General features: G+C 71.6%; 18 protein-coding genes. 5 read left to right on the top strand and 13 right to left on the bottom strand.

Features of this window, described 5'->3' with window-relative positions:
* Nucleotides 1-169: 169 nt before the first annotated feature.
* From AC07AB_RS18735 to AC07AB_RS18775, 9 genes are all read right to left on the bottom strand, one after another.
* Nucleotides 170-1,192, bottom strand: coding sequence for an N-acetylglucosamine kinase (locus AC07AB_RS18735; protein WP_478567772.1), 1,023 nt, complete (start codon nucleotides 1,190-1,192; stop codon nucleotides 170-172).
* Nucleotides 1,183-2,436, bottom strand: a complete 1,254-nt coding sequence (locus tag AC07AB_RS18740) for a 6-phospho-beta-glucosidase (RefSeq protein ID WP_478567775.1) — start codon at nucleotides 2,434-2,436, stop codon at nucleotides 1,183-1,185. Before AC07AB_RS18740 ends, AC07AB_RS18735 begins: the two co-directional genes overlap by 10 nt.
* A gap of 6 nt (nucleotides 2,437-2,442) precedes the next feature.
* On the bottom strand, nucleotides 2,443-3,351 hold the full coding sequence (locus AC07AB_RS18745) for a carbohydrate ABC transporter permease (RefSeq protein ID WP_478567778.1): 909 nt from the start codon (nucleotides 3,349-3,351) through the stop codon (nucleotides 2,443-2,445).
* Nucleotides 3,352-3,353: 2 nt separating this feature from the next.
* Nucleotides 3,354-4,352 carry a carbohydrate ABC transporter permease gene (locus AC07AB_RS18750; RefSeq protein ID WP_478567781.1) on the bottom strand — a complete coding sequence of 333 codons (999 nt, stop codon included), beginning with the start codon at nucleotides 4,350-4,352 and terminating at the stop codon, nucleotides 3,354-3,356.
* A gap of 12 nt (nucleotides 4,353-4,364) precedes the next feature.
* On the bottom strand, nucleotides 4,365-5,714 hold the full coding sequence (locus AC07AB_RS18755) for an ABC transporter substrate-binding protein (protein WP_478567784.1): 1,350 nt from the start codon (nucleotides 5,712-5,714) through the stop codon (nucleotides 4,365-4,367).
* Between the two features lie 92 nt (nucleotides 5,715-5,806).
* On the bottom strand, nucleotides 5,807-7,003 hold the full coding sequence (locus AC07AB_RS18760; RefSeq protein ID WP_478567787.1) for an ROK family transcriptional regulator: 1,197 nt from the start codon (nucleotides 7,001-7,003) through the stop codon (nucleotides 5,807-5,809).
* A 189-nt stretch (nucleotides 7,004-7,192) separates the two neighbouring features.
* The gene (locus AC07AB_RS18765) at nucleotides 7,193-7,714 is read right to left on the bottom strand and encodes a DinB family protein (protein ID WP_478567790.1); all 522 of its coding nucleotides are present in this window, start codon (nucleotides 7,712-7,714) and stop codon (nucleotides 7,193-7,195) included.
* Nucleotides 7,715-7,765: 51 nt separating this feature from the next.
* Entirely contained in the window at nucleotides 7,766-8,170 is a 405-nt protein-coding gene (locus AC07AB_RS18770) for a hypothetical protein (protein WP_478567793.1), read from the bottom strand.
* A gap of 87 nt (nucleotides 8,171-8,257) precedes the next feature.
* The gene (locus AC07AB_RS18775; protein ID WP_478567796.1) at nucleotides 8,258-9,328 is read right to left on the bottom strand and encodes a mechanosensitive ion channel family protein; all 1,071 of its coding nucleotides are present in this window, start codon (nucleotides 9,326-9,328) and stop codon (nucleotides 8,258-8,260) included.
* A 267-nt stretch (nucleotides 9,329-9,595) separates the two neighbouring features.
* Between AC07AB_RS18775 and AC07AB_RS18780 the strand changes: the two genes are divergently transcribed.
* From AC07AB_RS18780 to AC07AB_RS18800, 5 genes are all read left to right on the top strand, one after another.
* Nucleotides 9,596-10,132 (top strand): HNH endonuclease, encoded by a 537-nt coding sequence (locus AC07AB_RS18780; protein ID WP_478567799.1) that lies wholly within the window; start codon nucleotides 9,596-9,598, stop codon nucleotides 10,130-10,132.
* A 466-nt stretch (nucleotides 10,133-10,598) separates the two neighbouring features.
* Nucleotides 10,599-10,886, top strand: a complete 288-nt coding sequence (locus tag AC07AB_RS18785) for a hypothetical protein (protein WP_478567802.1) — start codon at nucleotides 10,599-10,601, stop codon at nucleotides 10,884-10,886.
* A complete protein-coding gene (gene malQ / locus AC07AB_RS18790) occupies nucleotides 10,887-13,166 on the top strand; it encodes a 4-alpha-glucanotransferase (protein WP_478567805.1) in 2,280 nt (759 codons plus the stop codon).
* A 567-nt stretch (nucleotides 13,167-13,733) separates the two neighbouring features.
* Nucleotides 13,734-13,982 (top strand): hypothetical protein, encoded by a 249-nt coding sequence (locus AC07AB_RS18795; protein WP_478567894.1) that lies wholly within the window; start codon nucleotides 13,734-13,736, stop codon nucleotides 13,980-13,982.
* A 285-nt stretch (nucleotides 13,983-14,267) separates the two neighbouring features.
* Nucleotides 14,268-15,242, top strand: a complete 975-nt coding sequence (locus AC07AB_RS18800; RefSeq protein WP_478567808.1) for an acyl-ACP desaturase — start codon at nucleotides 14,268-14,270, stop codon at nucleotides 15,240-15,242.
* Between the two features lie 376 nt (nucleotides 15,243-15,618).
* Here the strand turns inward: AC07AB_RS18800 and pepN are convergent, their stop codons facing one another.
* The 4 genes from pepN to AC07AB_RS18820 form a co-directional block, all read right to left on the bottom strand.
* On the bottom strand, nucleotides 15,619-18,183 hold the full coding sequence (gene pepN / locus AC07AB_RS18805; protein ID WP_478567811.1) for an aminopeptidase N: 2,565 nt from the start codon (nucleotides 18,181-18,183) through the stop codon (nucleotides 15,619-15,621).
* A 124-nt stretch (nucleotides 18,184-18,307) separates the two neighbouring features.
* Nucleotides 18,308-19,336 carry an aspartate-semialdehyde dehydrogenase gene (locus AC07AB_RS18810; protein ID WP_478567814.1) on the bottom strand — a complete coding sequence of 343 codons (1,029 nt, stop codon included), beginning with the start codon at nucleotides 19,334-19,336 and terminating at the stop codon, nucleotides 18,308-18,310.
* Nucleotides 19,337-19,521: 185 nt separating this feature from the next.
* Nucleotides 19,522-19,908 (bottom strand): hypothetical protein, encoded by a 387-nt coding sequence (locus AC07AB_RS18815; protein ID WP_478567817.1) that lies wholly within the window; start codon nucleotides 19,906-19,908, stop codon nucleotides 19,522-19,524.
* Nucleotides 19,909-20,086: 178 nt separating this feature from the next.
* Nucleotides 20,087-22,927 carry a S8 family serine peptidase gene (locus AC07AB_RS18820; protein ID WP_478567820.1) on the bottom strand — a complete coding sequence of 947 codons (2,841 nt, stop codon included), beginning with the start codon at nucleotides 22,925-22,927 and terminating at the stop codon, nucleotides 20,087-20,089.
* Between the last annotated feature and the right edge of the window lie 102 nt (nucleotides 22,928-23,029).

Raw genomic sequence — 23,029 nt, forward strand, 5'->3', positions numbered from 1 at the left:
CGGCGCGGTGGCCGCTCCCTCCCCCTGTCTCCACGCCTGACGGGCCTGTTCGGTTCCCGTGCGATCGGTGGGGCGGCAGCGGCCGTTCGGGGGACGGCGGGTGGCGCCGGGCCCCGCCTCCCCCACGGAGACGGGGCCCGGACGGCCTGTGCGGCGGCCGCGGCGCCCGTTACGCGTAGTGCGCGCGGAGCCGGGCGTAGACGTCGGCCGGGGCCCCGGCGTGGTCCAGGCCGAGCAGGGCCGCGCCCAGCACCGGCGGAGCGGTGACGACCGTCGGCGCGGCCTTCGGCGCCCTCTCGGCCAGCAGCTCCACCACCCGGTCGTGCAGCAGCGGATGGCGGGCCGCGAGCACCCCGCCGCCGAGGATGACGGGCGCGTTCACTTCGAGCAGGTCCAGGCGGGTCAGCGCGACCGCGGCCAGCGCGACCACCTCCTCCGCCTGGCGGGCGACGATCGCGCGCGCGATCGGGTCGCCCGCGGTGGCCACCGCGAACAGCACGGGGTTGATCTCGTGCCGGCGGGCGGGCGTGACCGGCCCGATGTGGATCGCCTCGATCAGCTCCAGCATCGTCGTCAGGCCGTAGTGCGCGGGCAGGGCCCGCGCCAGCTCGGTGTCCTCGCCGCGCCCGTCCTCCGCGCGCGCCGCCCACCACAGGGCCTCGTCCGCGAGGTGCCCGCCGCCGCCCCAGTCACCGGATATCCGGCCGATCGCGGGGAACCGCGCGCTGCGGCCGCCGGGCGCCAGCCCCGCGCAGTTGATGCCCGCGCCGCAGACGACCGCGACGCCGGTCGGCTCGCCCTCGTCCGGCAGGCCGGATCGCAGCAGGGCGAAGGTGTCGTTGGCGACGGTGACCGTACGGGCCCAGCCGTACGCGACGATCTCCGCCTCCAACTGCGCCTCCTCCACCGGCAGATCCGCGTTGGCCAGGCAGGCGGACACATGCTCCACGAGGAGCGGTCCGCCCTTTCCGGCCCGCGCCTGCCCCGCGGCGTGCGCGACGAGCGGCGCCAGGCCCGCGACGGCGCGCTCGGGGCCCACCGTCGGTGGCTGGAAGCCGCCGCCGCGGGCCGTGCCGAGCACGCTGCCGTCGGCCGCGATGAGCGCGACGTCGGTCTTGCTGTTGCCCGCGTCGATGGCGAGCGTTGCCCCGGGCCGGAGCGCCCGGGGTGACTGGGCGTCGGTCAGGCCCACGTGAGGTGCTCCCGGTTGTGCGCGATGAGGTCGTCCGTCAGCTTCTGCGCGTACTCGATCTGGCCGACGAGCGGGTGCGCGAGCAGCGCGTCGAACACCCGGCCCTCGCCGCCCTTGAGGGCGGCCTCCAGCGCCAGGTGCTCGTACGCCGTGACGTTGGCGATCAGCCCCGAGTACAGCGGCTCCAGCGCCCGCACCGGCAGCGGGTGCGTGCCGCGGGCGTCGACCGTCGCCGGGACCTCGATGACCGCGTCGTCGGGGAGGAACGGCAGGGTGCCGTTGTTCAGGGTGTTCACCACCTGCACGTCGCCGGTGTCGCGCAGCAGCGAGGAGGTCAGCGCGACGGCCGCCTCCGAGTAGAACGCGCCGCCGCGCTTGCCGAGCAGCGCCGGCTTCTCGTCCAGCGCCGGGTCGCCGTACATCTCCAGCAGCTGCTTCTCCATCTCGGCCACCTGGGCGGCGCGCGACGGCTGGGTCTTCAGCTCCCGTACGACCTCGTCGTGCTGGTAGAAGTAGCGCAGGTAGTACGAGGGGACGACGCCGAGCCGGTCCACGAGGGAGCGCGGCATGTGCAGGTCCGCCGCGATGGCGTCGCCGTGCTCCGCGATCAGCTTCGCCAGCACGTCCTCGCCGCCGACGCGCACGCCCCGCTCCCACGTCAGGTGGTTGAGGCCCACATGGTCGAGGGTGACCTCCTCCGGCGTGACGCCGAGCAGGCCCGCGAACTTCCGCTGGAAGCCGATGGCCACGTTGCACAGGCCGACGGCCTTGTGCCCGGCCGTCAGCAGCGCCCGGGTGACGATCCCGACCGGGTTGGTGAAGTCGATGATCCACGCGTCGGGGTTGCGGCGGCGCACCCGCTCCGCGATGTCCAGGACCACCGGCACCGTGCGCAGCGCCTTGGCGAGCCCGCCCGCGCCGGTCGTCTCCTGTCCGACGCAGCCGCACTCCAGCGGCCAGGTCTCGTCCTTGCCGCGGGCCGCCTGGCCGCCCACGCGCAGCTGGAGCAGGACCGCGTCCGCGCCGTCCACGCCGGCGTCGACGTCATCGGTCCAGGAGATACGGCCGGGGTGGCCCTGCTTGGCGAAGATGCGCCGCGCCAGTCCGCCCACCAGCTCCAGCCGGTCGGCGGCCGGGTCGATGAGGACGAGCTCTTCCAACGGCAGCACATCGCGCAGCCGCGCGAATCCGTCGATGAGTTCGGGGGTGTAGGTCGAACCTCCGCCGACCACTGCGAGCTTCACGAAAAATCAGCCCTTTACTCCGGTGAGAGTGACGCCTTCGACGAAGGCCTTTTGTGCGAAGAAGAAAACAATGATGACAGGGGCCATGACGAGCACTGTCGCGGCCATCGTCATGTTCCAGTTCACGCTGTGCGCGCTCTTGAACGATTCGAGTCCGTAACTCAGCGTCCATGCCCCGGGGTTCTGCGCCGCGTAGATCTGCGGGCCGAAGTAGTCGTTCCAGCAGTAGAAGAACTGGAAGAGCGCGACGGCCGCGATGCCGGGCTTGGCCATCGGGACCACGATCTTCAGCAGCGTGCGCATGTCGCCGCAGCCGTCGACCTTCGCCGACTCGATGTATTCCTTGGGAATCGTCAGCAGGAACTGGCGCAGCAGGAATATGGAGTACGCGTCGCCGAACGCCATCGGGATGATCAGCGGCCACAGCGAACCGGACAGATGCAGCTGCTGTGCCCACACCAGGTACATCGGGATCACGATGACCTGCGGCGGCAGCATCATCGTGGAGATCACCATCATCATCGCGAACCGGCGGCCCCGGAAGCGGAACTTGGCGAGCGCGTACGCGACGGGTATCGACGAGCACACGGTGAAGAGCGTGCCCAGCCCCGCGTACATCAGCGAGTTCTTCCACCAGTCCAGAAAGCCGGGGGTGTTGATCACGTCGGCGTAGTTGGACCAGTTCCATTCGTGCGGCCACAGTTCGCCGCTCATCGCCTGGTTGTCGCTCATCACGGAGGTCAGGAAGACGAAGACGAAAGGCAGGACGAAGAAGAGCGCGGCGGCGATGGCGACCGCGTGCACGGCGATCCAGTGCAGGGCCCGCTTGCGGCGGACGGCGGCCGGTCTGCGTGCCGGGGCGCCCGGGGACGGGACCGGCGCGGGCTGCGGGGCGGTCAGGGTGGTCGAGGTCATGATCAGTCCTCCGCCGTCAGCAGGCCGGCGCGCTTGCGCATCAGCAGCGAGGTCACGGCCATGGCGATGACGAAGAGTACGAGCGAGAGCACGCACGCCGCGCCGGTGTTGAAGTTCTGGAAACCGAGCTGGTAGACGAGCTGCGGCACGGTGAGGGTCGAGTGGTCGGGGTAGCCGGGCTGGATGACGGTGCCGGGGCCGATGGTGACGCCGGAGGCGAGCTTCCCGGCCACCAGCGCCTGCGTGTAGTACTGCATGGTCTGCACGACGCCCGTGACCACCGCGAACATCACGATCGGGGTGATCGAGGGCCAGGTCACGTAGCGGAACTTGGAGAACGCGCCCGCGCCGTCCAGCTCCGCGGCCTCGTACTGCTCCTTGGGCACGTCCAGCAGCGCGGCCATGAAGATGACCATGAGGTCGCCGATGCCCCACAGGGAGAGCATCACCAGCGAGGGCTTGGCCCAGGCCGCGTCGTTGAACCAGTTCGGGGCGTTGATGCCGATCGCCGAGAGCGCCTCGTTGACCGGGCCCGTGCCGGGGTTCAGCAGGAAGACGAAGGCGACGGTCGCGGCGACCGGCGGCGCGAGGTACGGAATGTAGAAGGCGGTACGGAAGAAGCCGACACCGGACTTGATCTTCGTGATGAGCAGCCCGATGCCGAGGCCGAAGACGACGCGCAGGGCGACCATCACGACGACCAGCCAGAGTGTGTTCCACAGCGCCGGGCCGAACAGCGGCATCTGGTTCAGCACGTATTTCCAGTTCCGCAGACCCACGAAGTCCGGGGCCTGGATCTGGTTGTAGTGCATGAAGGAGAAATAGACGGTGGCGAGGAGCGGGTAGCCGAAGAAGACGGTGAAACCGACCAGCCAGGGGGAGAGGAACCCGATGGTGCGCAGTCGCTCGCGGGTGTGCTTGCGGCGCAGCTCGGGCGCCTTGTTCAGCCGGGCCGGCTTGGTGAGCGCGGGCGACTCGGTGACAGCTGGGGATATGGCCATGGCGGTACTCCGTCAGTTCTCAGACTGGACGTTGTCGGCGTCGATCTGCTTGTCGAGGTCGCGCAGGCCCTTGTCCAGGTCCGGGACCTTTCCGGCCTCCACGTTGTAGGAGAAGTCCTGGAGGGTGGTGACGTACTGCCCGCCGTTGTTGGAGGGCGGCACCGTCTGGCTGTCCGGGTTCTGTGCGATGTCCAGGAACGTGCGGAAGCTGGGATCCGCGTCCAGTTTCGGTGACTTCAGGGCCGCGAAGGTGGACGGCACATTGTGAATGTCGTTCGCGAAGGCGACGACCTGGTCGGTGTCGGCCGTCAGGAACTTCACCAGCTCCCAGGCCGCGTTCTGGTGCTTGCTGCTGTGCGAGATGCCGGCCACGGTGCCGGTCAGGTATCCGCGCCCGTACTTGTCCGCCTGATCGTCCGGTACGGGCATGGGGGCGGTGCCCCAGGCGAACTTGGCCTTGTCCTCCTTGAGCTTCAGCCCGCGCCATTCGCCGTCCATGACCATGGCCAACTTGCCCTTGTTGAAGGCGTTCTGCGAGGACATCTCATCGCCGAAGGTGGTACGGAACTTCTCCAGCGCGTCGTATCCGCCAAGAGCCTTGATCATGTCCAGCTGGGTGGTGAAGAACTGCTTCGAGACGGGGCTTTTCGACAGGGCGGCCTTTCCGTCCTTGCCGAAGTATTCGGGGGCCCACTGAGCGAAGGGGCGGTCCGGGCTGTTCTGGTAGAGCCGGAAGTCGGGCATGTAGCCGAGCTGTTCGTACGAGCCGCCCTTGGCCCGTTCCGTCAGCTTCACCGAGTCCTCTTTGAGCTCGGACATGGTGCGCGGCGGCCGGGTGATACCGGCCTTCTCGAAGGCGTCCTTGTTGTAATAGAGCCCGTACGAGTCGGCGAGCAGCGGCAGCGCGCACTGCTTTCCCTCGTACCGCGTGTAGTCCAGCAAGGTACTGGGAAAGACCTTGGACTTCTCCATGCCGGACTTCTTCAGGAACGGGTCCAGATCCACCCACATGCCCGAGGAGCAGTACTGCCCCACGTTGTTCGTGGTGAATGACGACACGACGTCCGGGGAGTCGTCGCCCCCTGCCCGCAGCGCCTGGTTGATGGTCTCGTCGGTGACGTTGCCCGTCGATTTCACATGGATGTTGGGGTGCTGCTTCTCGAAGCGCTTGATCGACGCGTCGATGGCGCTGACCTCGTTCTTGTCCGACCAGCCGTGCCAGAACCTCAGCGTGACGGGCTTGGTCGGGTCGTCCGTGTCACTTCCGGTGCTCGGGTTGGCGCAGCCCGCGAGGAGCAGGCCGGCGGCGGCGAGGACCGAGCCGAGGACGGCCGGCGCGCGGCGACTTCGCGTACGCGGCATGGCGGAACTTCCTTTGCGGCGGGGGAGGGGAGCGGTGTGGCGGACTGCTCGTGCGGCGGCGGGCCGTCGCGGCCACGGGGGTCCGGCGGGGGTCAGGCCGTGTCGAAAACCGTGTTGCGGGCCTCGGCGAGCGCGGTCTGCAACGCGCCGATGAGAATGGGGGAGCCGTCCACGGCGCTCATCCGCAACCGCGGTTCGGGCAGGGCGATTCCGGTCAGTTCGGCCGCCACCAGCTCGCGCAGCCGTTCGCCGCAGGTCTGCGGCAGCGTCCCGGCCAGGACCACCAGCTCCGGGTCCACGACGGCCACCACGGCGGCGATGCCCACCGCGATGCGCCGCGCCAGCTCCGCGAGGATCTCGTCGCCCGCGCCGGGGGTGGTGAGCGCCGCCTCCAGGGCTTCGGCGGCGGTGCCGGCCTCGATGCCGTGCTCCCGGGCGAGGGCGAGCACGGCGGGCGAGCCGACGAGGCTCTGGAACCCGCCGCCGGCGTCCGGCCGGGCGGCCGTGACCGGACCGCCGCGCGCCAGCGGCGCGCCGGGCAGCGGCATATAGCCGATCTCGCCGGCCCCGCCGGTCGAGCCGCGCAGCAGCGTCCCGCCGAGCACGATGGCGGCGCCGACGCCCTCGTCGGCCCAGATGAGCACGTAGTCGTCGAAGTCCTGGGCCGCGCCGTCGTGCTGCTCGGCGATGGCCGCGAGGTTGACGTCGTTCTCGATGACGATGGGCGTGCCGATCACCTTGGCCAGATCGTCGCGGAGGGTCCGCGAGTGCCAGCCCGGCAGGTGCGGCGCGTACCGCAGGGTGCCGGTCTGCGGGTCGAGCGCGCCGGGCGTCCCGATGACGGTCCGGTGCAGCGCGTCGAGCCCGAGCCCGGCCTCGGCCAGCGCGTGCCCCACGACCTCGGCCACCAGCTCGGCGGTCTGCGCCCGCTCGGGCTCCGGGGCGTCCCGGGCCTCGGCGCGGTGCTCGCCGACGACCTGTCCGGTGATGTCGGCGACGACGGCCGTGATCCCCTCGGGGTCGACGGCGAGCGCGGCGACGTACGCCACGGTCGGATTGACCTCGTACAGCTGCGCGTTCGGCCCCGGCCGCCCCGTGACGTTCCCGGTGGAGCGGACCAGCCGAGCGGCTTCGAGCCGGCTGAGCAGCTGCGACGCCGTGGGCTTGGACAGCCCGGTCAGCTCGCCGAGCCGGGTGCGGGTCAGCGGTCCGTGGGCGATGAGCAGATCGAGCGCGGCGCGGTCATTCATGGCGCGCAGTACGCGCGGGGTCCCGGGGGTCCCGGCCATGGTGGTGCACCCGCCCTTCGACGTCGCCTTCGACTGTCTGTTAGGAAACTTTCCTATCGGTGAACAGGACGTTAAAGCCGACGTCAGTGGGGCGTCAATGGTCCGAACGCGCCCCTTGTCAAAGCGTTATGAACGCAGGACCGGCCCCCGGGCGACCGCCCGGGGGCCGGTGGGGGATGCGGTACGCGCCTATACCCCCGTGGCCCCGTCGACGCGCTCCCGGATCAGGTCCGCGTGCCCGTTGTGGCGCGCGTACTCCTCGATCATGTGCACCAGAACCCACCGCAGTGAGATCGTCGGCTCCCCGACGATCGCGGCGAACTGCTTGGAGAGCGTCCCGGAGTCGTCCAACGAGCCCCCGGCGGCCACCTCGCGGGACCGCTGGACCTCCGCCCGCCAGTCGGCCATCGCCTCGTCGATGCCGCGCTCCGGGACGAGCGTGAAACCGTCGCCCGTCGCCTCGCCGTACGGCACGTCCCGCCCGGCCAGCACCTCCTGGAACCACTTCCGCTCGACCACGGTCATGTGCTGCACCAGCCCGAGCAACGTCATGGCCGACGGCTCCACAGCCGCCCGCCGCACCTGACGGTCGTCCAGCCCCTCGCACTTGAGCGCCAGCGTCTCGCGCTGGAATTCCAGCCAGCTTTCCAGCATGGCGCGTTCACCGGCGTGCGCGGGCGGTATGGACCGCCCCATGTATGTAGTCGACATGCGCGCCACCTTCGCACGCCCGTACGGCCGTTCGGCAGCCCCGTGGAGGGGTCAGGGGGACTTGAGCGGGGTCTTGGACGAGAAGAATTCGGACTCATGGCGGGGGGTGAGGTCGACCCTTCCCGTCGGTCCGCCGGGCTTGCCGGGGGTTCCCTTGGGGAAGGCCAGGTCCGAGTCCTCGGCGCAGGGCGAGGCGATGGTGAAGTAGACGTCGCCGATATCTCCCACTCCGAGCGAGACGGTGAAGCCGTCCTTGGCCCAGGCGTCGACGCGGCTGGTGACGGCCCCGGCGGTCTTCCAGCCGACGAGCCCGTCCGAGGCCGCGTCGCACGGCTTGTAGAGCTTCTTGACGTCGTCGGGCAGGGCCTTGGCGATGTCGTGCGCCGTTTTTCCGGCCTTGCGAACTTCGCTGCTCTCGATCCAGAACCCACCTGTGGGCCCGATGGGCATGGTCATGGCGAAGCTCCCCCGTTGGACACGCATGTTCGCCGAAACCCTCACAAGGGCCGCAGAACGCCCTGCCGGGTGCCGAGGTCCCCGCCGTCACTTCCCCAGCGCAGGCGGCACCGGCGGCGGTATCGGTGTCGTCGCCATGGACTGCGGCGACGTCGGGTTGCCCAGGGCCGACGGGGCCGCCACCGTCGCCGACGGGTCGGCGGCGGGCTCCTCGTCGGCGGCTGTCACGGGGGCGCCGGTGCGGATGCCCTCGGTGTCCAGGGCCTGCTTGATCCGCCAGCGCAGCTCGCGCTCGACGCCCGCCGCCTTGCCCGGCATCGTCTTGGCCTGGACGCGGACGACGACCGAGTCGAGGGTGACCGAGTCCAGCCCCATCACCTCGACCGCCTCCCACAGCGACTCGTCCCACGGCGCTTCCTTCGCCATGTCCTCGCCCGCCGCCGCGATGACGGCACGGGCCCGGTCGAGGTCCTCGTCGTAGCGGAGGGTGACATCGACCTCCGCGGTGGACCAGCCCTGGCTGAGGTTGCCGATGCGCTTGACCTCGCCGTTGCGCACGTACCAGATGGCGCCGTTCGGGCCGCGCAGCTTGGTGACGCGCAGGCCCACCTCGATGACCGTGCCGGTGGCGACGCCCGCGTCGATCTCGTCGCCGACGCCGTACTGGTCCTCAAGGATCATGAACACGCCGGAGAGGAAGTCCGTGACCAGATTGCGGGCGCCGAAGCCGATGGCCACGCCCGCCACGCCCGCGCTGGCCAGCAGCGGGGCCAGATTGATCTGGAGCACGGAGAGCACCGTCAGGGCCGCCGTCCCCATGATCACGAAGGACGCGACGCTGCGCAGCACCGAACCTATGGCCTCGGAGCGCTGCCGCCGCCGCTCGGCGTTGACGAGGAAGCCGCCGAGCGCCGTGCCGTCCACGGCCTGGGCCGTGCGGTTCATGCGCGCTATCAGCTTGGTGATGCCACGCCGGATCAGCGACCGCAGCACCACCGCGATCACGATGATCAGGATGATGCGCAGGCCGTTGCCGAGCCAGGTGGACCAGTTCTCCTCCAGCCAGCCCGCGGCGTTGTTCGCCGTCTCCGTCGCCTCGTCGAGGGAGGTGACGCGGTGCGGGGTGGTGTCGGCGGCCAGGACAGCGGACCAGGACACAGCGGGAACCCTTCGTGTCGGACGTGCCCGCCGGAAGCGCGGCGCGGACAGCCAACCAGAGTAACGGGAGGGCAACGGTGCGCCGTTGCTGTGTTCGATTGATCACGGGTCTTGACCGGGGCGTGAGCGGGGGATGAAAGAGGTGTGCTGCAAAACACCTGTGGCCCGTTACCTGGTGATGGTGGCGCTCCGACCAGGGGGCGGGGGACACTTGGTGGAGATCGTCCCGGCGCGAGCCACGCGCCGCCGGCGTACAAGGAGGCACCCGTGCCGCATGTCCTGGTCCTCAACGCGTCGTACGAGCCGCTCGGCGTCGTACCGCTCCGACGCGCGCTCGTGCTCGTCCTCAATGAGAAGGCCGTCTGCCTTGAGGACTCCGGCGCCTTTATGCACAGTGCGACCCACGTCATACCGGCCCCGAGCGTCGTGCGGCTGAAGCGCTTCGTGCGGGTGCCCTTTCGCGGCCCCGTACCGCTCACCCGCCGCGCCCTGTTCGCCCGCGACGGCGGGCGGTGCGCCTACTGCGGTGGCGTCGCAACCAGCGTCGACCACGTCATCCCGCGCAGCCGCGGCGGACCGCACGCCTGGGAGAACGTGGTCGCCGCCTGCCGCCGCTGCAACCACGTCAAGGCCGACCGGCACGTCGCCGAGCTCGGCTGGCGGCTGCGCCACCAGCCCGCCCCGCCGTCCGGGCTGGCCTGGCGCATCATCGGGACCGGGCATAGGGACCCGCGCTGGCTGCCTTATCTGCAGGCATACGGCGCGGAGGACGCGATGGCCCGGATCGACGGCATCTCCGCCTGAGACCGGGCCTTCGTCGTACCGCGGACTGCCGGAGCGCCGGACTGCCGGGCTGCCGGACCGCGCCGGAGCGCCGGGCGTACGGCCGTACGGACGTCTCCCCGTCCGTACGGCCGTACGGGTGACGGCTTCTTGCACGGCGCCGTCCGCCCCGGGCGCGGATGAATCAGTGGATGAACCAGGTGTCCGCCGCTGAACCGGGTCTCCGTCGCGTCCGCTTCGGCCACCCCCTCCGGGATGCCGCCCGAAGCCGCGCCGGAGCGCGCAACCGTCACACGCGCCACCGCAAAACAGCCGCCGAGATGTCCACTTGGTCCGCATTCTCTTCTCCCATCGAGGCGTACGGCCGTGAAATCGCCCGTCGGAACGTAATGTGACCTGGAGCACGTTCCCCAATTCGAGACGTCTGCCCGAGCCGCGAGTGGGTAGGGCAAATGTGTCCCACTGCCATCACCTCCAGGAGGCCCGTGTGGCCGCGTCCGCTCAACTCCTGCTCTCCGCAATCTCCGGCACCTCCGGCGTTCCGGGGCTCTCCAAACCCGACCTGCCCCCGCAGGAACCCGACCTGTTCGACGGCGTCTCGGGCCCCGACTCCGGCCTGGACGGCTCCGGCGCGTTCGTCGAGCCGCCGCTGACCTGCGAGCCGCCGCTCGCCGACGCCACCCCGCTCACCAGCGAGTCCCCGAACACCGCTGAGCCCCCGCTCACCAGTGAACCGACCACCACCGGCCTCGGCGCGGAGTACGTGGAGGTCTGAGTGGACAGAGCGCGGCTCGCCGAGCTGCACGGCGTCGCCACGTCCTACGAACCATCGCCGGGCCGCAGCGTCCGGGTGCCCGAGGCCACCGTCGTCGAGGTGCTCGCCGCGCTCGGAGTCGACGCCTCCACTCCCCGCTCCGTACGGGCCGCCCTGGACGACCACGCGCTCGCGGAGCGCAGCCGGCTGCTGCCCGCCACGGTGGTGCTGCGCGCCACCGCCGACGCCCGGGGCACCGCCGCCGCCGGCCGGCGGAGTGCGCCGCCGCTGCCGGTCCTGCCCGACGGCACCGCGCTGAGCGTCGAGACGGAGGGCGGCGAGCGCCTCCCCTGGGACGGCGCCGCGTTCTTCCACGGCGCCCAGGAGGCCGGGGAGGGCACCCCCGCCGCGGGCGGGCTGCCGCTCGGCAGCCATGTGCTGCGGGCGCACGCCCCCGACGGCCGGTCCGCCCGCGCCACGCTCATCGTCGCCCCCGACCGGATGCCCGAGCCGGCCGGCCGCAGCCACGGCTTCCTCGTGCAGCTGTACTCCCTGCTCTCCGCGCGCTCCTGGGGCATGGGCGACCTCGGTGACCTCGCCGACCTGGCGTCCTGGTCCGGACGGTCCTTCGGCTGCGGTTTCGTGCAGGTCAACCCGTTGCACGCGGCCGTGCCCGGTACGCCAACCGACCCCTCGCCGTACCGCCCCTCCTCGCGCCGCTTCCCGGACCCGGTCTATTTGCGCGTCGAAGAGGTGCCGGAGTACGCCCACCTCGCCGGGCAGGCCCGCGAGGACACCGCGGCGCTGCTCGCGCGCGCCGCGGTGCTGCGCTCCGCCGTGCTCGACGGCAGCGGGCTGATCGACCGGGACGCGGTATGGGCGCTCAAGCGGGAGGCCCTGGAGCTCATACGGACCGTGCCGCTCGCACCCGGCCGCCGCGCCGCGTACTGCGACTTCCTGGCCGAGCAGGGCCGGGCCCTGGACGACCACGCCACGTGGTGCGCGCTGGCCGAGGTGTACGGCTCCGACTGGCACGCCTGGCCGGAGGGGCTCAAGGACCCGCGCTCGACCCGTACCGCCCGCGCCCGCGGCGAACTGCTCGACCGCGTCGACTTCTACTGCCGGCTGGCCTGGCTGACCGATCAGCAGCTCGCCGCCGCCCAGCGCGCCGCGCGCGACGCCGGCATGCGGGTCGGGCTCGTCCACGACCTGGCGGTCGGCGTCCACCCGGGCGGCGCGGACGCCTGGGCGCAGCAGGACGCGTTCGCCTCCGGCATGTCGATCGGCGCGCCCCCCGACGCCTTCAACTCCCGGGGCCAGGACTGGGGCCTGCCGCCGTGGCGCCCGGACGCCCTGGCCGCCGCCGGTTACGCCCCCTACCGGGGGCTGCTGCGCGGCATGCTGCGGCACGCGGGCGCGCTGCGCATCGACCATGTGATGGGCCTCTTCCGGCTGTGGTGGGTCCCCGCGGGCCGCGAGCCGGCCGAAGGCGCGTACGTGCGCTATGACGCGGAGGCGATGCTGGGCGCCCTCGCCCTGGAGGCGCACCGCGCGGGCGCGGTCGTCATAGGCGAGGACCTGGGCACGGTGGAGCCGGGTGTGCGCCGGGCCTTGGCCGAGCGGGGCGCGCTGGGCACGTCGGTGCTGTGGTTCGAGCGTGACTACGCGTCTGAGTCCGAGGCTGAGGCCGCGTCCGAGTCTGGGGCCGCGTCCGCGTCCGGGGGTGTGCCTGGGGCGGAGGCGTCGGTACCGGCGGGGGACGGGGCCGAGCCGGTCCCCGTGGCCTCCGGAGCCACCGGCACCCGCGCCCGGCCCCGGCCGTTGCTCCCCGAGGCGTGGCGCGCCGGCTGCCTGGCCACGGCCACCACGCACGACCTGCCGAGCACCGCGGCCCGCCTCACCGGCGAGCATGTGGAACTGCGCCACCGGCTCGGGCTGCTGACGCGACCGCTGGCGCAGGAGCGGGGCCAGGACGCCATAGAGATCGCGGAGTGGATGGCGCTGCTCGGGCAGTTGGGGCTGCTGCCGGAGGGCCCGGGGAACGAGGAGGCGGCGATCAAGGCCGTCCACCGCTTCCTGCTGCGCACCCCGGCGCGGATGGTCGGGGTGTGGCTGCCGGACGCCGTGGGCGACCGGCGCCCGCAGAACCTGCCGGGGACCTGGCGGCAGTACCCCAACTGGCAGCTGCCCATCGCCGATGCGCACGGCCGGCCCGTCTCCTTCGAGGAGCTGGCCGCGTCGCCGCGGCTGCACGCGCTCATGAGCGAACTACGGGCGCCCTCCCGGAACGCACGCCGGTAGCGAGCGCCCCGGCGCCCCGACCGGCCGCGCACCGCCGTGACCACCGCCGTGACCACCGCCGTGACCACCGCCGTGGCCATCGCCAACTCCGTCGCCGACGCCATCGTGCGGGAAGGACGCGGGCGGTCGTACGCGGTCGTGCTGCCCGGCGACTCCACCGGCGGCTCCACCGGCCCCGGCAACGGCTCGCGCGCCGAGCTGACCGCGCCGGGCGCGGAATACCTCCAGCGGTACCCGGCCGAGGCCGACGTGGCGCAGCGCCCCGGCCCGTTCCATCACGCCTCGGAGCGGCCAGGCCACCCGCGCGGCTGCTGTCGCCGTACGAGCGGAGCGCCGACCGCGGGCGCCTCACCGCTGCTCGACGCGGCCCCGGCGCGCGTCGGCCGGATCGCCGCAGCGGGCGGCGCCTCGCCGATCGCCCGCGGCCGGTGCGTACGGGCCGCGTACGGCGGGGATCCGCGGGCGGGCGGACGGCGGCCCGCTGCCATTCCCGGCCATAGGCCATGTCGGCCGTCCATAAGCCACCCCGGACGCGCGGGGCGTTCCCACGTCCGATACGTTGACTCTGTGAGCAACAAGGTCAACAAGAACGCCCTGCGCGCCGGCACGATCACCGCCGGCGTGACACTGGTGCTGCTGATGTCGTCCCCCGCGTTCGCGCTCACCCGCGACGATGGCGACGACCCGGGTCCGGGCCTCAGCGTCATTCAGACGCTCGGCCTCTACGTCGCCGCGCCGATCGTCCTCTTCCTGGTCATCACCGGCCTGGTCATGGTGGGATCCAAGAAGTCGGACATGCATTACAGCAAGAAGTGACGCCGACGGCCGCATGGCCGTCCCGCGCCTTCGACGTGGCTTTCTGTATGCCGCGCACCCCTCCTCCGGGGTGCGCGGTTTTCTTTTTCCGCTCGGTGTGCCGATCGAACTCGTCGGTGCCGGCCCACAGTTGAGCGGCCCCTCGACCCTGCTCCGGAATGGCTCCCTCCGCTGTCGCGGAAGGAGCCCTTGCTGTTTATGGGCGCCTTAACCTACGGTGTCGTAACCTACGGATCCGTAGGTAGCGATCATCCGATCGTCACCAGTCGTCCCCTGGAGCCCGCTGTGACCATCGCCCCCTCCCGCCACCACGGCCAGGCCGCGTGGAGTGACAGCCAGCTGCTGTACGCGCTGGAAGAGGTCGTCGAGACCGAACTCAACCGCCACCTCGGCGTCGCCAAGGAGTGGATGCCGCACGAGTACGTGCCGTGGAGCGACGCCCGTGACTTCGACGGCGTCATGGGCGGCGAGGCGTGGGCCTCCGAGCAGTCCAAGGTCACCGACATCGGCCGCACCGCCCTCGTCGTCAACCTGCTCACCGAGGACAACCTCCCCAGCTACCACCACGAGATCGCCACCCTCTTCGGGCGCGACGGCGCCTGGGGTACCTGGGTGCACCGCTGGACGGCCGAGGAGGGCCGGCACGGCATCGTCATGCGGGACTACCTGCTCGCCTCCCGCGCCGTCGACCCGGTCGCGCTGGAGCGCTTCCGCATGCAGCACATGTCCGAGGGCTTCGAGTCCGACAACCGCCACAGCATGCTGCACTCGGTCGCCTACGTCGCCTTCCAGGAACTGGCCACCCGCATCTCGCACCGCAACACCGGACACCACTCCGGCGACCCGGTGTGCGACCGGATGCTGGCCCGTATCGCCACCGACGAGAACCTGCACATGGTCTTCTACCGCAATCTGCTCGGAAGGGCCTTCGAGCTGGCCCCCGACCAGACCATGAGCGCCGTACGGGACGTGGTCGTCGACTTCCGCATGCCCGGCCACGGCATCCCCGGCTTCGAGCGGGCCGCCGCCCAGATGGCGATCGGCGGCATCTACAACCTCCGCATCCACCACGACGACGTAATCCAGCCCGTCCTGCGCTACCTCAAGGTCCTGGACATCAGCGGCCTCGGCCCGGAGGGGCTCAAGGCGCAGGAGGAGCTGGGGCTGTACATGGCCGGCCTGGACGAGCAGGCGGTCAAGTTCGACGAACGCCGCGCGGCCCTGCTGGCCCGCCGCCAGGCGCGCGCCGAGCGCGCCTGAAGAACCCGGGCGGAAGGCTTCCTGCCCGGAAGCCGCGGCCGCCCCCGTGCGCTGGTCGAGCCCCGGCGCGTACTCGATGCCCCCTACGGCGCCGGCACCGCTTTCAAGGACGGCGCCCAGGAGCGTACGGCCCCGCCCCGGCCCCCGCGGCCGAGCCCCGGTCACCGCAGCCCTGCCCCGGTCACCGCCGGGGTACGAGGCTCATCACGATCGGGGTGAGCTTGGCGCCGCGTTCGCTGGTCCAGTTCCCGGCGGAGCCCCGATGCACACCGCCCGGCCCCGCACCGCCCGGCCCCGCACCGCCCGCTGCACGCCGAAGGCCCCGCCGCGCGTTCCCGCGCGGCGGGGCCCTCAAGAGTCGTACGACGGCTCGGCGTCAGCGCCCGGCGTCCGCCGCCTGGGCCTTCAGCGCGCGCTCGATGCCCGCACGCGACTCCGTCACCAGGCGGCGCAGCCCCGCGCTCGGGGCGGCCGAGGCGAGCCAGGCGTCCGTGGCGTCCAAGGTGGCCTGGGAGACCTGGAGGCCCGGGTAGAGGCCGACCGCGATCTGCTGTGCCATCTCGTGGCTGCGGCTGTCCCACGCGTCCTTCACCGCGGCGAAGTACTTCTCCGTGTACGGGACCAGCAGCTCGCGCTGGTCGGTCTGGAGGAAGCCGCCGATGACGGCCTCCTGCACGGAGTTGGGGAGCTTGTCGGACTCGACGACCGACGCCCACGCCTCGGCCTTCGCCTCGGCGGTGGGCCGGGCGGCGCGCGCCGTGGCGGCGTGCAGTTCGCCCGCCGAGGTGCGGTCGCGCTCCAGCTCGGCCGCGATGGCCTGCTCGTCGGCGCGGCCGGTGGCGGCGAGCCGCCACAGCAGCGCCCAGCGCATCTCCGCGTCGACGGTCAGCCCCTCGACGGTCTCGGTGCCCGCCAGCACCCCGGCGACCAGGTCGAGCTGCGCGTCCGTACGGGCCGTCGCGATGAACGCCCGCGCCCACGCCAGCTGGTGGTCGCTGCCGGGGGCCGCGGCCCGCAGCTGCTCCAGCGCGGCGTCGGTCCACTTGGCGAGGCCCTCCGCGCGCCAGTCGGGGGCGGCGAACAGGTCGAGCGCCAGCTTCACCTGGCGGTGCAGCGACTGCACCACGCCGATGTCCGTCTCCTTGGCGATGTTGGACAGCACCAGGTCGAGGTAGTCGCGGGTGGCCAGCTCGCCGTCGCGCGTCATGTCCCAGGCCGAGGCCCAGGACAGGGCGCGCGGCAGGGACTCGGTGAAGTCGCCCAGGTGCCGGGTGACGGCCGCGAGCGACTCGGTGTCCAGGCGCACCTTCGCGTAACTGAGGTCGTCGTCGTTGAGCAGCACGACGGCCGGGCGCTTCTTGCCGACGAGGGCTTCCACGGCGGTCAGCTCGCCGTCCACGTCCAGCTCGACCCGGTCGGTGCGGACCAGCTTGCCGTCCTGGAGGTCGTAGCAGCCGATGGCGATCCGGTGCGGGCGGAGCGTCGAGACGCCCTTGGCGCCGGCCGGCAGCGCCGGGGCCTCCTGCTTGACCGCGAAGGAGGTGATGGTGCCGGCGATGTCGACGTCGATCACCGGGCGCAGGATGTTGATGCCCGCGGTCTCCAGCCACGCCTTCGACCAGGTCTTCAGGTCCCGCCCGGAGGTCTCCTCCAGCGCGCCCAGCAGATCGGCGAGGCGGGTGTTGCCGAACGCGTGCCGCTTGAAGTACGCCTGCACGCCGCGGAAGAACTCGTCCATGCCGACGTAGGCGACGAGCTGCTTGAGCACGGACGCGCCCTTGGCGTACGTGATGCCGTCGAAGTTGACCAGTACGTCGTCCAGGTCGCGGATCTCCGCCATGATCGGGTGCGTGGAGGGCAGCTGGTCCTGCCGGTACGCCCAGGTCTTCTCGGAGTTGGCGAAGGTCGTCCACGAGTGCGGCCAGCGGCTGCCCGGCGCGTACGCCTGGCAGGCGACGGAGGTGTAGGTGGCGAACGACTCGTTCAGCCACAGGTCGTTCCACCACTCCATGGTCACCAGGTCGCCGAACCACATGTGGGCCAGCTCGTGGAGGATGGTCTCGGCCCGCCGCTCGTACGCCGCGTCGGTGGTCCGCGAGCGGAAGACGTACTGGTCGCGGATGGTCACCGCGCCCGCGTTCTCCATCGCGCCCGCGTTGAACTCCGGCACGAAGAGCTGGTCGTACTTGGCGAAGGGGTAGGCGTAGTCGAACTTCTCCTGGAACCAGTCGAAGCCCTGCCGCGTCACCTCGAAGATCGCGTCCGCGTCGAGGAACTCGGCGAGCGAGGGGCGGCAGTAGATGCCGAGTGGCACGCTGCGGCCGTTCCCCTCCCAGCTGCTGTGCACCGAGTGGTACGGGCCGACGATCAGCGCCGTGATGTACGAGGAGATGCGCGGCGTCGGCTCGAAGCTCCAGACGTTGCCGGCGGGCTCGGGCGTGGGCGAGTTCGAGATCACGGTCCAGCCCTCGGGGGCCGTCACGGTGAACCGGAACGTCGCCTTCAGGTCGGGCTGCTCGAACGAGGCGAACACCCTTCGCGCGTCCGGCACCTCGAACTGCGTGTAGAGGTAAGCCTGCTGGTCCACGGGGTCCACGAAGCGGTGCAGGCCCTCGCCGGTGTTCGTGTACGCGCAGTCCGCGACGACCTTCAGCTCGTTGCGCCCCGCCAGCAGGCCCGGCAGCGCGATCCGGGAGTCCTCGAAGACCTCGGCGGCGTCCAGCGCGGTCCCGTTGAGCACGACCTCGCGCACGGACGGCGCCACCAGGTCGATGAACGACTCCGCGCCCGCCTCGGCGGCGTCGAAGCGCACGACGGTCTGCGACCGGTAGGTGCCGCCCGCCTGCGCGCCGGAGAGATCGAGGTCGATCTCGTACGAGTCGACAGTGAGCAGGCGCGCCCGCCGCTGCGCCTCTTCGCGGGTCAGGTTCGTACCAGGCACCGGGGCATCTCCTTGTGTCGCGACTATTCCGGCCATCCTTCCACGTCGGGCAAGCCGATTAAGGACGGGGCGGAGGCTCGTTACGAGCCGTCCGCCCCGCCTGTGCGCCCGCGCGCCGGTGGCCTCAGCCGCGCAGCTCCGCGGCGACCAGCTCCGCGATCTGGACGGCGTTCAGGGCCGCGCCCTTGCGGAGGTTGTCGTTGGAGAGGAACAGCGCCAGGCTGTTCGGGGCGGTCTCGTCGACGCGGATGCGGCCCACGTAGCTGGCGTCGCGGCCCGCGGCCTCCAGCGGCGTCGGGATCTCGGACAGCTCGACGCCCGGGGCGTCGCCCAGCAGCTCGTACGCGCGCGCGACGGTGAGCGGGCGCTCGAAGCGGGCGTGGACCTGGATCGAGTGGCCGGTGAAGACGGGCACCCGCACGCAGGTGCCGGAGACCTTGAGGCCGGGGATCTCCAGGATCTTGCGGGACTCGTTGCGGAGCTTCTGCTCCTCGTCGGTCTCGAAGCTGCCGTCGTCGACGATGGCGCCGGCCAGCGGCAGCACGTTGAAGGCGATGGGGCGCTTGTAGACGCCCGGCTCGGGGAATTCGGCGGCCGAACCGTCGTGGGTCAGCGCGGTGGCGTCGTCGGCGACCTTGCGGACCTGCCCGTCCAGCTCCTCCACCCCGGCGAGCCCGGACCCGGAAACGGCCTGGTAGGTGGTGGCGACCAGCGCGGTCAGCCCCGCCTCGGCGTGCAGCGGGCGCAGCACGGGCATGGCGGCCATCGTGGTGCAGTTCGGGTTGGCGATGATGCCCTTGGGTCGGTCCGCCACGGCGTGCGGGTTGACCTCGGAGACGACGAGCGGCACCTCGGGGTCGAGCCGCCACGCGGACGAGTTGTCGATCACGACGGGGCCCTGGGCCGCGACCTTCTCGGCGAGCGCGCGGGAGGAGGCGCCGCCGGCCGAGAACAGGACGATGTCCAGGCCGGAGAAGTCCGCGGTGGCGGCGTCCTCGACGGCGATCTCGGTCCCGCCCCACGGCAGCATGCGGCCGGCGGACCGCGCGGAGGCGAAGAGCCGCAGTTCCTCGACGGGGAAGTCGCGCTCAGCGAGCACCTTGCGCATGACCCCGCCGACCTGACCGGTGGCTCCGACGATTCCGATCCTCACGCTGACTCCTTCGCACGATCTGATTCGGTCTGGCTCTGACCTGGACGACGCTGGCCTGGACAAGCCGCTCCATCATGCGTCGGGGTGCGGTCGCTTTGTCCAATCTGTTGCAGAGGGAGGGGGCCGGGGTGACGTGGATCACGCATGGCGGTCGGCCGGCCAGTGCTGAACGCGGACCACGAAGATCATGGCGAGGCGGCGGTGCTCCTGGTACCAGAGGATGAGGCGGCCCTCTGCGTGGTCCAGCAGGCGCGATCCGGTCGCCCGGAGACCTCGCTCGCGGCCTCGCTCAGAAGTGCGGTCAGCTCCGAGGAGCTCGCTCGGGCTTCCTCACGGCCGGTCGCCCGGCCGACGGCCCGTTCCAGCTCGTCGAGCCTGGCCGCGCGGGACGGATACCGGCGCAGTGCCACGAACATCCCCCAGCGGTACAGGAAGGTGTGCAGGGGGACGGTGCAGTCGGTCTGCACGGCCTCCTGCCAGGCCGCGTGCAATTCCTGCTCGAAGCGGACGGCCGCGGTGAGGTCCACTGTGGTGACGGCCACCCGCAGTGCCGCCTCGGTGAGCGGTGGCATGGGAAACAGTGGCTCGTCGGGTCGCCGAGGGTGTGCGGGCGGCGCGCTCACAAAACTGTGTCCCGTCAGTAGTCCTGGTGCGCACCAGCCTGCCTCAGGGACAGCGACACCATCCGTAAAAACCGGGGTGGGCGCCCCGAACGAGCGCCCGCCCCGGCCCGTATCAGGTGTCAGTGCGTCACCCCACCACCTTCTCGACCTTCACCGCGCCGCTCCCGGCGGGCGTGCCCGCGGCGTTCAGGAGCTGGACCTCGCCGAAGAGGGCGCGGCCGGCGGGCGGCGCGCCCGCCGCGATGACCTCGGCGCTCACCGCGGCCGAGGCGCCGGTGGCCAGGTGGACCGGCTTGGACTCGTCGGTGCGCACCTCGCCCAGCGACGGGGCGAAGTAGACGTCGCGGTAGTCGTACGCGGTGGAGCCGCCCGGCACCGAGTAGCCGGTGACCTCGATGGTGTACTCGCCCGCGGACGGCTTCGGCAGGGAGACGGACTCCTCCGAGTCCCCCTTCGTCGAGGACGCCACGACCTTGCCGTCCTTGTAGACGCTGAGGTCGAGGTCGGCCTTGGCGTCGGAGACCTTGCCGATCGACGCGTCGAGGCGGCTGACCCCCGCGCCCAGGGTGACCGTGGTGGTCCGCTTCTCCCCCTGCTTGATCGTCGGCCGGTCGGTCACCGACGAGCCGAGCTGTCCGCCGCGCAGCTTGCCCTCGATGGCGGCGAAGCCGTTGACCGCGGTCCAGGAGACGGCGGCCGGAGTGCCGATCTTGGCCTCGGGGATCGTGCGCTCGGCCGGGTCGAAGGTGACGCCCAGGGCGGTGGCCGTCAGCGTGAAGGGGTTGTCGAGGTGCGGCGAGGTGCGCCGGGCCTCGACCTCGAACTCCCAGACGCCGGGCAGCGGGTCCGGGTACGAACGCAGCTCCGGGCGGCAGGTGTTGGCCGGGTTCGGGTAGTTGGGGTAGCAGTTCGGCGTGGAGGTGGGATCGGCCGGGACGCCGTACGGGCTGATGGCGATCCACCGGGTCTGGCTGCCGGACCGCAGGCCGCCCATCGCGACCTCCAGCGACTTGGCGCCCTTCGGCACGTCCACGAAGTACGACGTGGTGGCGTTCCGCTGGACGCTGCCCGACTCCTTGAGCGCGTACGACGGCTTCGCCAGCGGCTTCGCGGCGACGACGGTCGCGAGGATCTGCTTGTCCACGGGCCACGTGCGGTCGTCATCGACGGTCAGGATCGCGCTGTGCACACCGGCGGTACGGGCCTTGGCGCGCACCTTGACGGTGACCGGCCGGTTCAGCGGCAGCCTGACCTCGTCGTCGCCGACGATGCGGAACGTGCCGTCGTTGTTCTTCCAGCCCAGCTCGTGCCAGAGGGGGCGGTCGGGGCCGGTGGTGCGGGTGATGCTGATGTCGTACGTACGGTTCTCACCGGTCTTCAGCCCGCCCTCGCGGTCGTAGAGGCCGGTGCCGAACCCGGGCGTCTTGAGCGAACCGGCCAGCGCGGTGCTCACCGGCGCCTTGACCGTGAACTCCTGGACGCTCACGCCGTCGCGGATCGCCTCCCACGCCTCGTTCACGTCGATGAGGCCCGCGCCCTGCGCGTACGCCTGGACTCCCTTGATCTTCTTGGCGGTCGAGGTCAGCGCGGTGCGCAGCTCGGCCGGCGGGAGGACGTGGTGGCGCTGCTTGGCGGCGGAGATCAGCAGCGCCGCCGCGCCGGTCGCCTGCGGGGAGGCCATCGAGGTGCCCTGGAGCATGGCGTAGCCGGGCGGGAGCTGGTAGCCGGCCTCGGCGACCGGGGCCCCCGGCTCCCAGGTGGGCACGGTGTTGACGGACGCGCCCGGGGCGGTGAGGGTCGGCGTGAAGCCGCCGTCCTCACGCGGGCCGCGGGAGGAGAACGGCATCATCGCGTTCTTGGCCTCGACCACGGAGCCGTAGTCGGCGGCCCAGGTGTCCTTGGAGACGGACGCGCCGACGCTGATCACCTTGTCCGCGACGGCCGGGTCGCCGATGGTGTTGGCGCCGGGCCCGTCGTTGCCCGCGGAGAGGACGAGCTGGACTCCGTAGGTGTCGATGAGCCGGGTGTACAGCTCGGCGCGGGCGTTGTTGCCGTCGTTGAGCGGCGGCAGTCCGCCGATCGACATGTTGACGATGTCGACGCCCCGGTTCACGACGAGGTCGATCATGCCCTCGGTGAGCGCGACGGTGGTGCAGCCGCCGCTCCAGGTGCAGGCGCGCGAGGAGACGAGCTTCGCGCCGGGAGCCGCGCCGTTCATCCGCCCGCCGAAGAGCCCGTTGGCCGCGGTGATGCCCGCGACGTGCGTGCCGTGCTCGGACTCGACGACGCCGATGTTGACGAAGTCGGCCTTCTTCCCCGTCCACTCCCCGCCGTACGGGTCCATCGGGACGTCCTTGCGGATCTCCACGACGAAGGGGATGCGCTCGGCGATCGGGGTCGCCGGGTCGTCCTTGCCGAAGTAGCCGACCTGGTGGTCCGCCTTGTACGGCCGCATCTCCTCGTCATCGCCGAAGTCGCCGTCGTCGTCGAGGTCGACGCGGACGGTGCCCTTGGCGGGGTCGTAGAGCACGGCCCAGGAGTCGGTGGTGTCGCCGTCCCGGTTGAGGTCGCCCTTCATGTCGCCGCCGGCCGTCGCGCTCTCCCGGAAGAGGCTGACCCGGTACGAGCCCTCGGGCGCCCGGTAGGTGCGGCCGTTGAAGGAGAAGGCGGGGCCGGTGACGGAGGTCGTCATGGGCCGCCAGGTGCCGTCCTGGTCCACTATCGGGTCGGTGGCCGTCACCCAGTCGGTGATCTTGCGCTCGCCGGTGGTGGTCTTCGCGAGCGCCGGGTGGCCGAGGTCGACGCCCGAGTCCAGGATGCCGATGGTCACGCCGCGCCCGTCGGCCTTGGGGTGGTCCTTCACGAAGTCCACGGCGCCGGTCTCGAAGGCCGGCTGGTACGGGTTCTTGGCCGGGGTGTTCCTGCCGGGCGCGGGGTACGCGGCCTTGCCGGTCCGCGCCGCCTTCACGCCCTTGGCGGCGGGGGGGGGGGGGGGGGGGGGGGGGGGGGGGGGGGGGTGGTTGGGGGGGGGGGGGGGGGCGAGAGGGGGGAGGGGTCCACTTCGCTGGCA

The organism is Streptomyces sp. NPDC044033, from assembly GCF_056434425.1.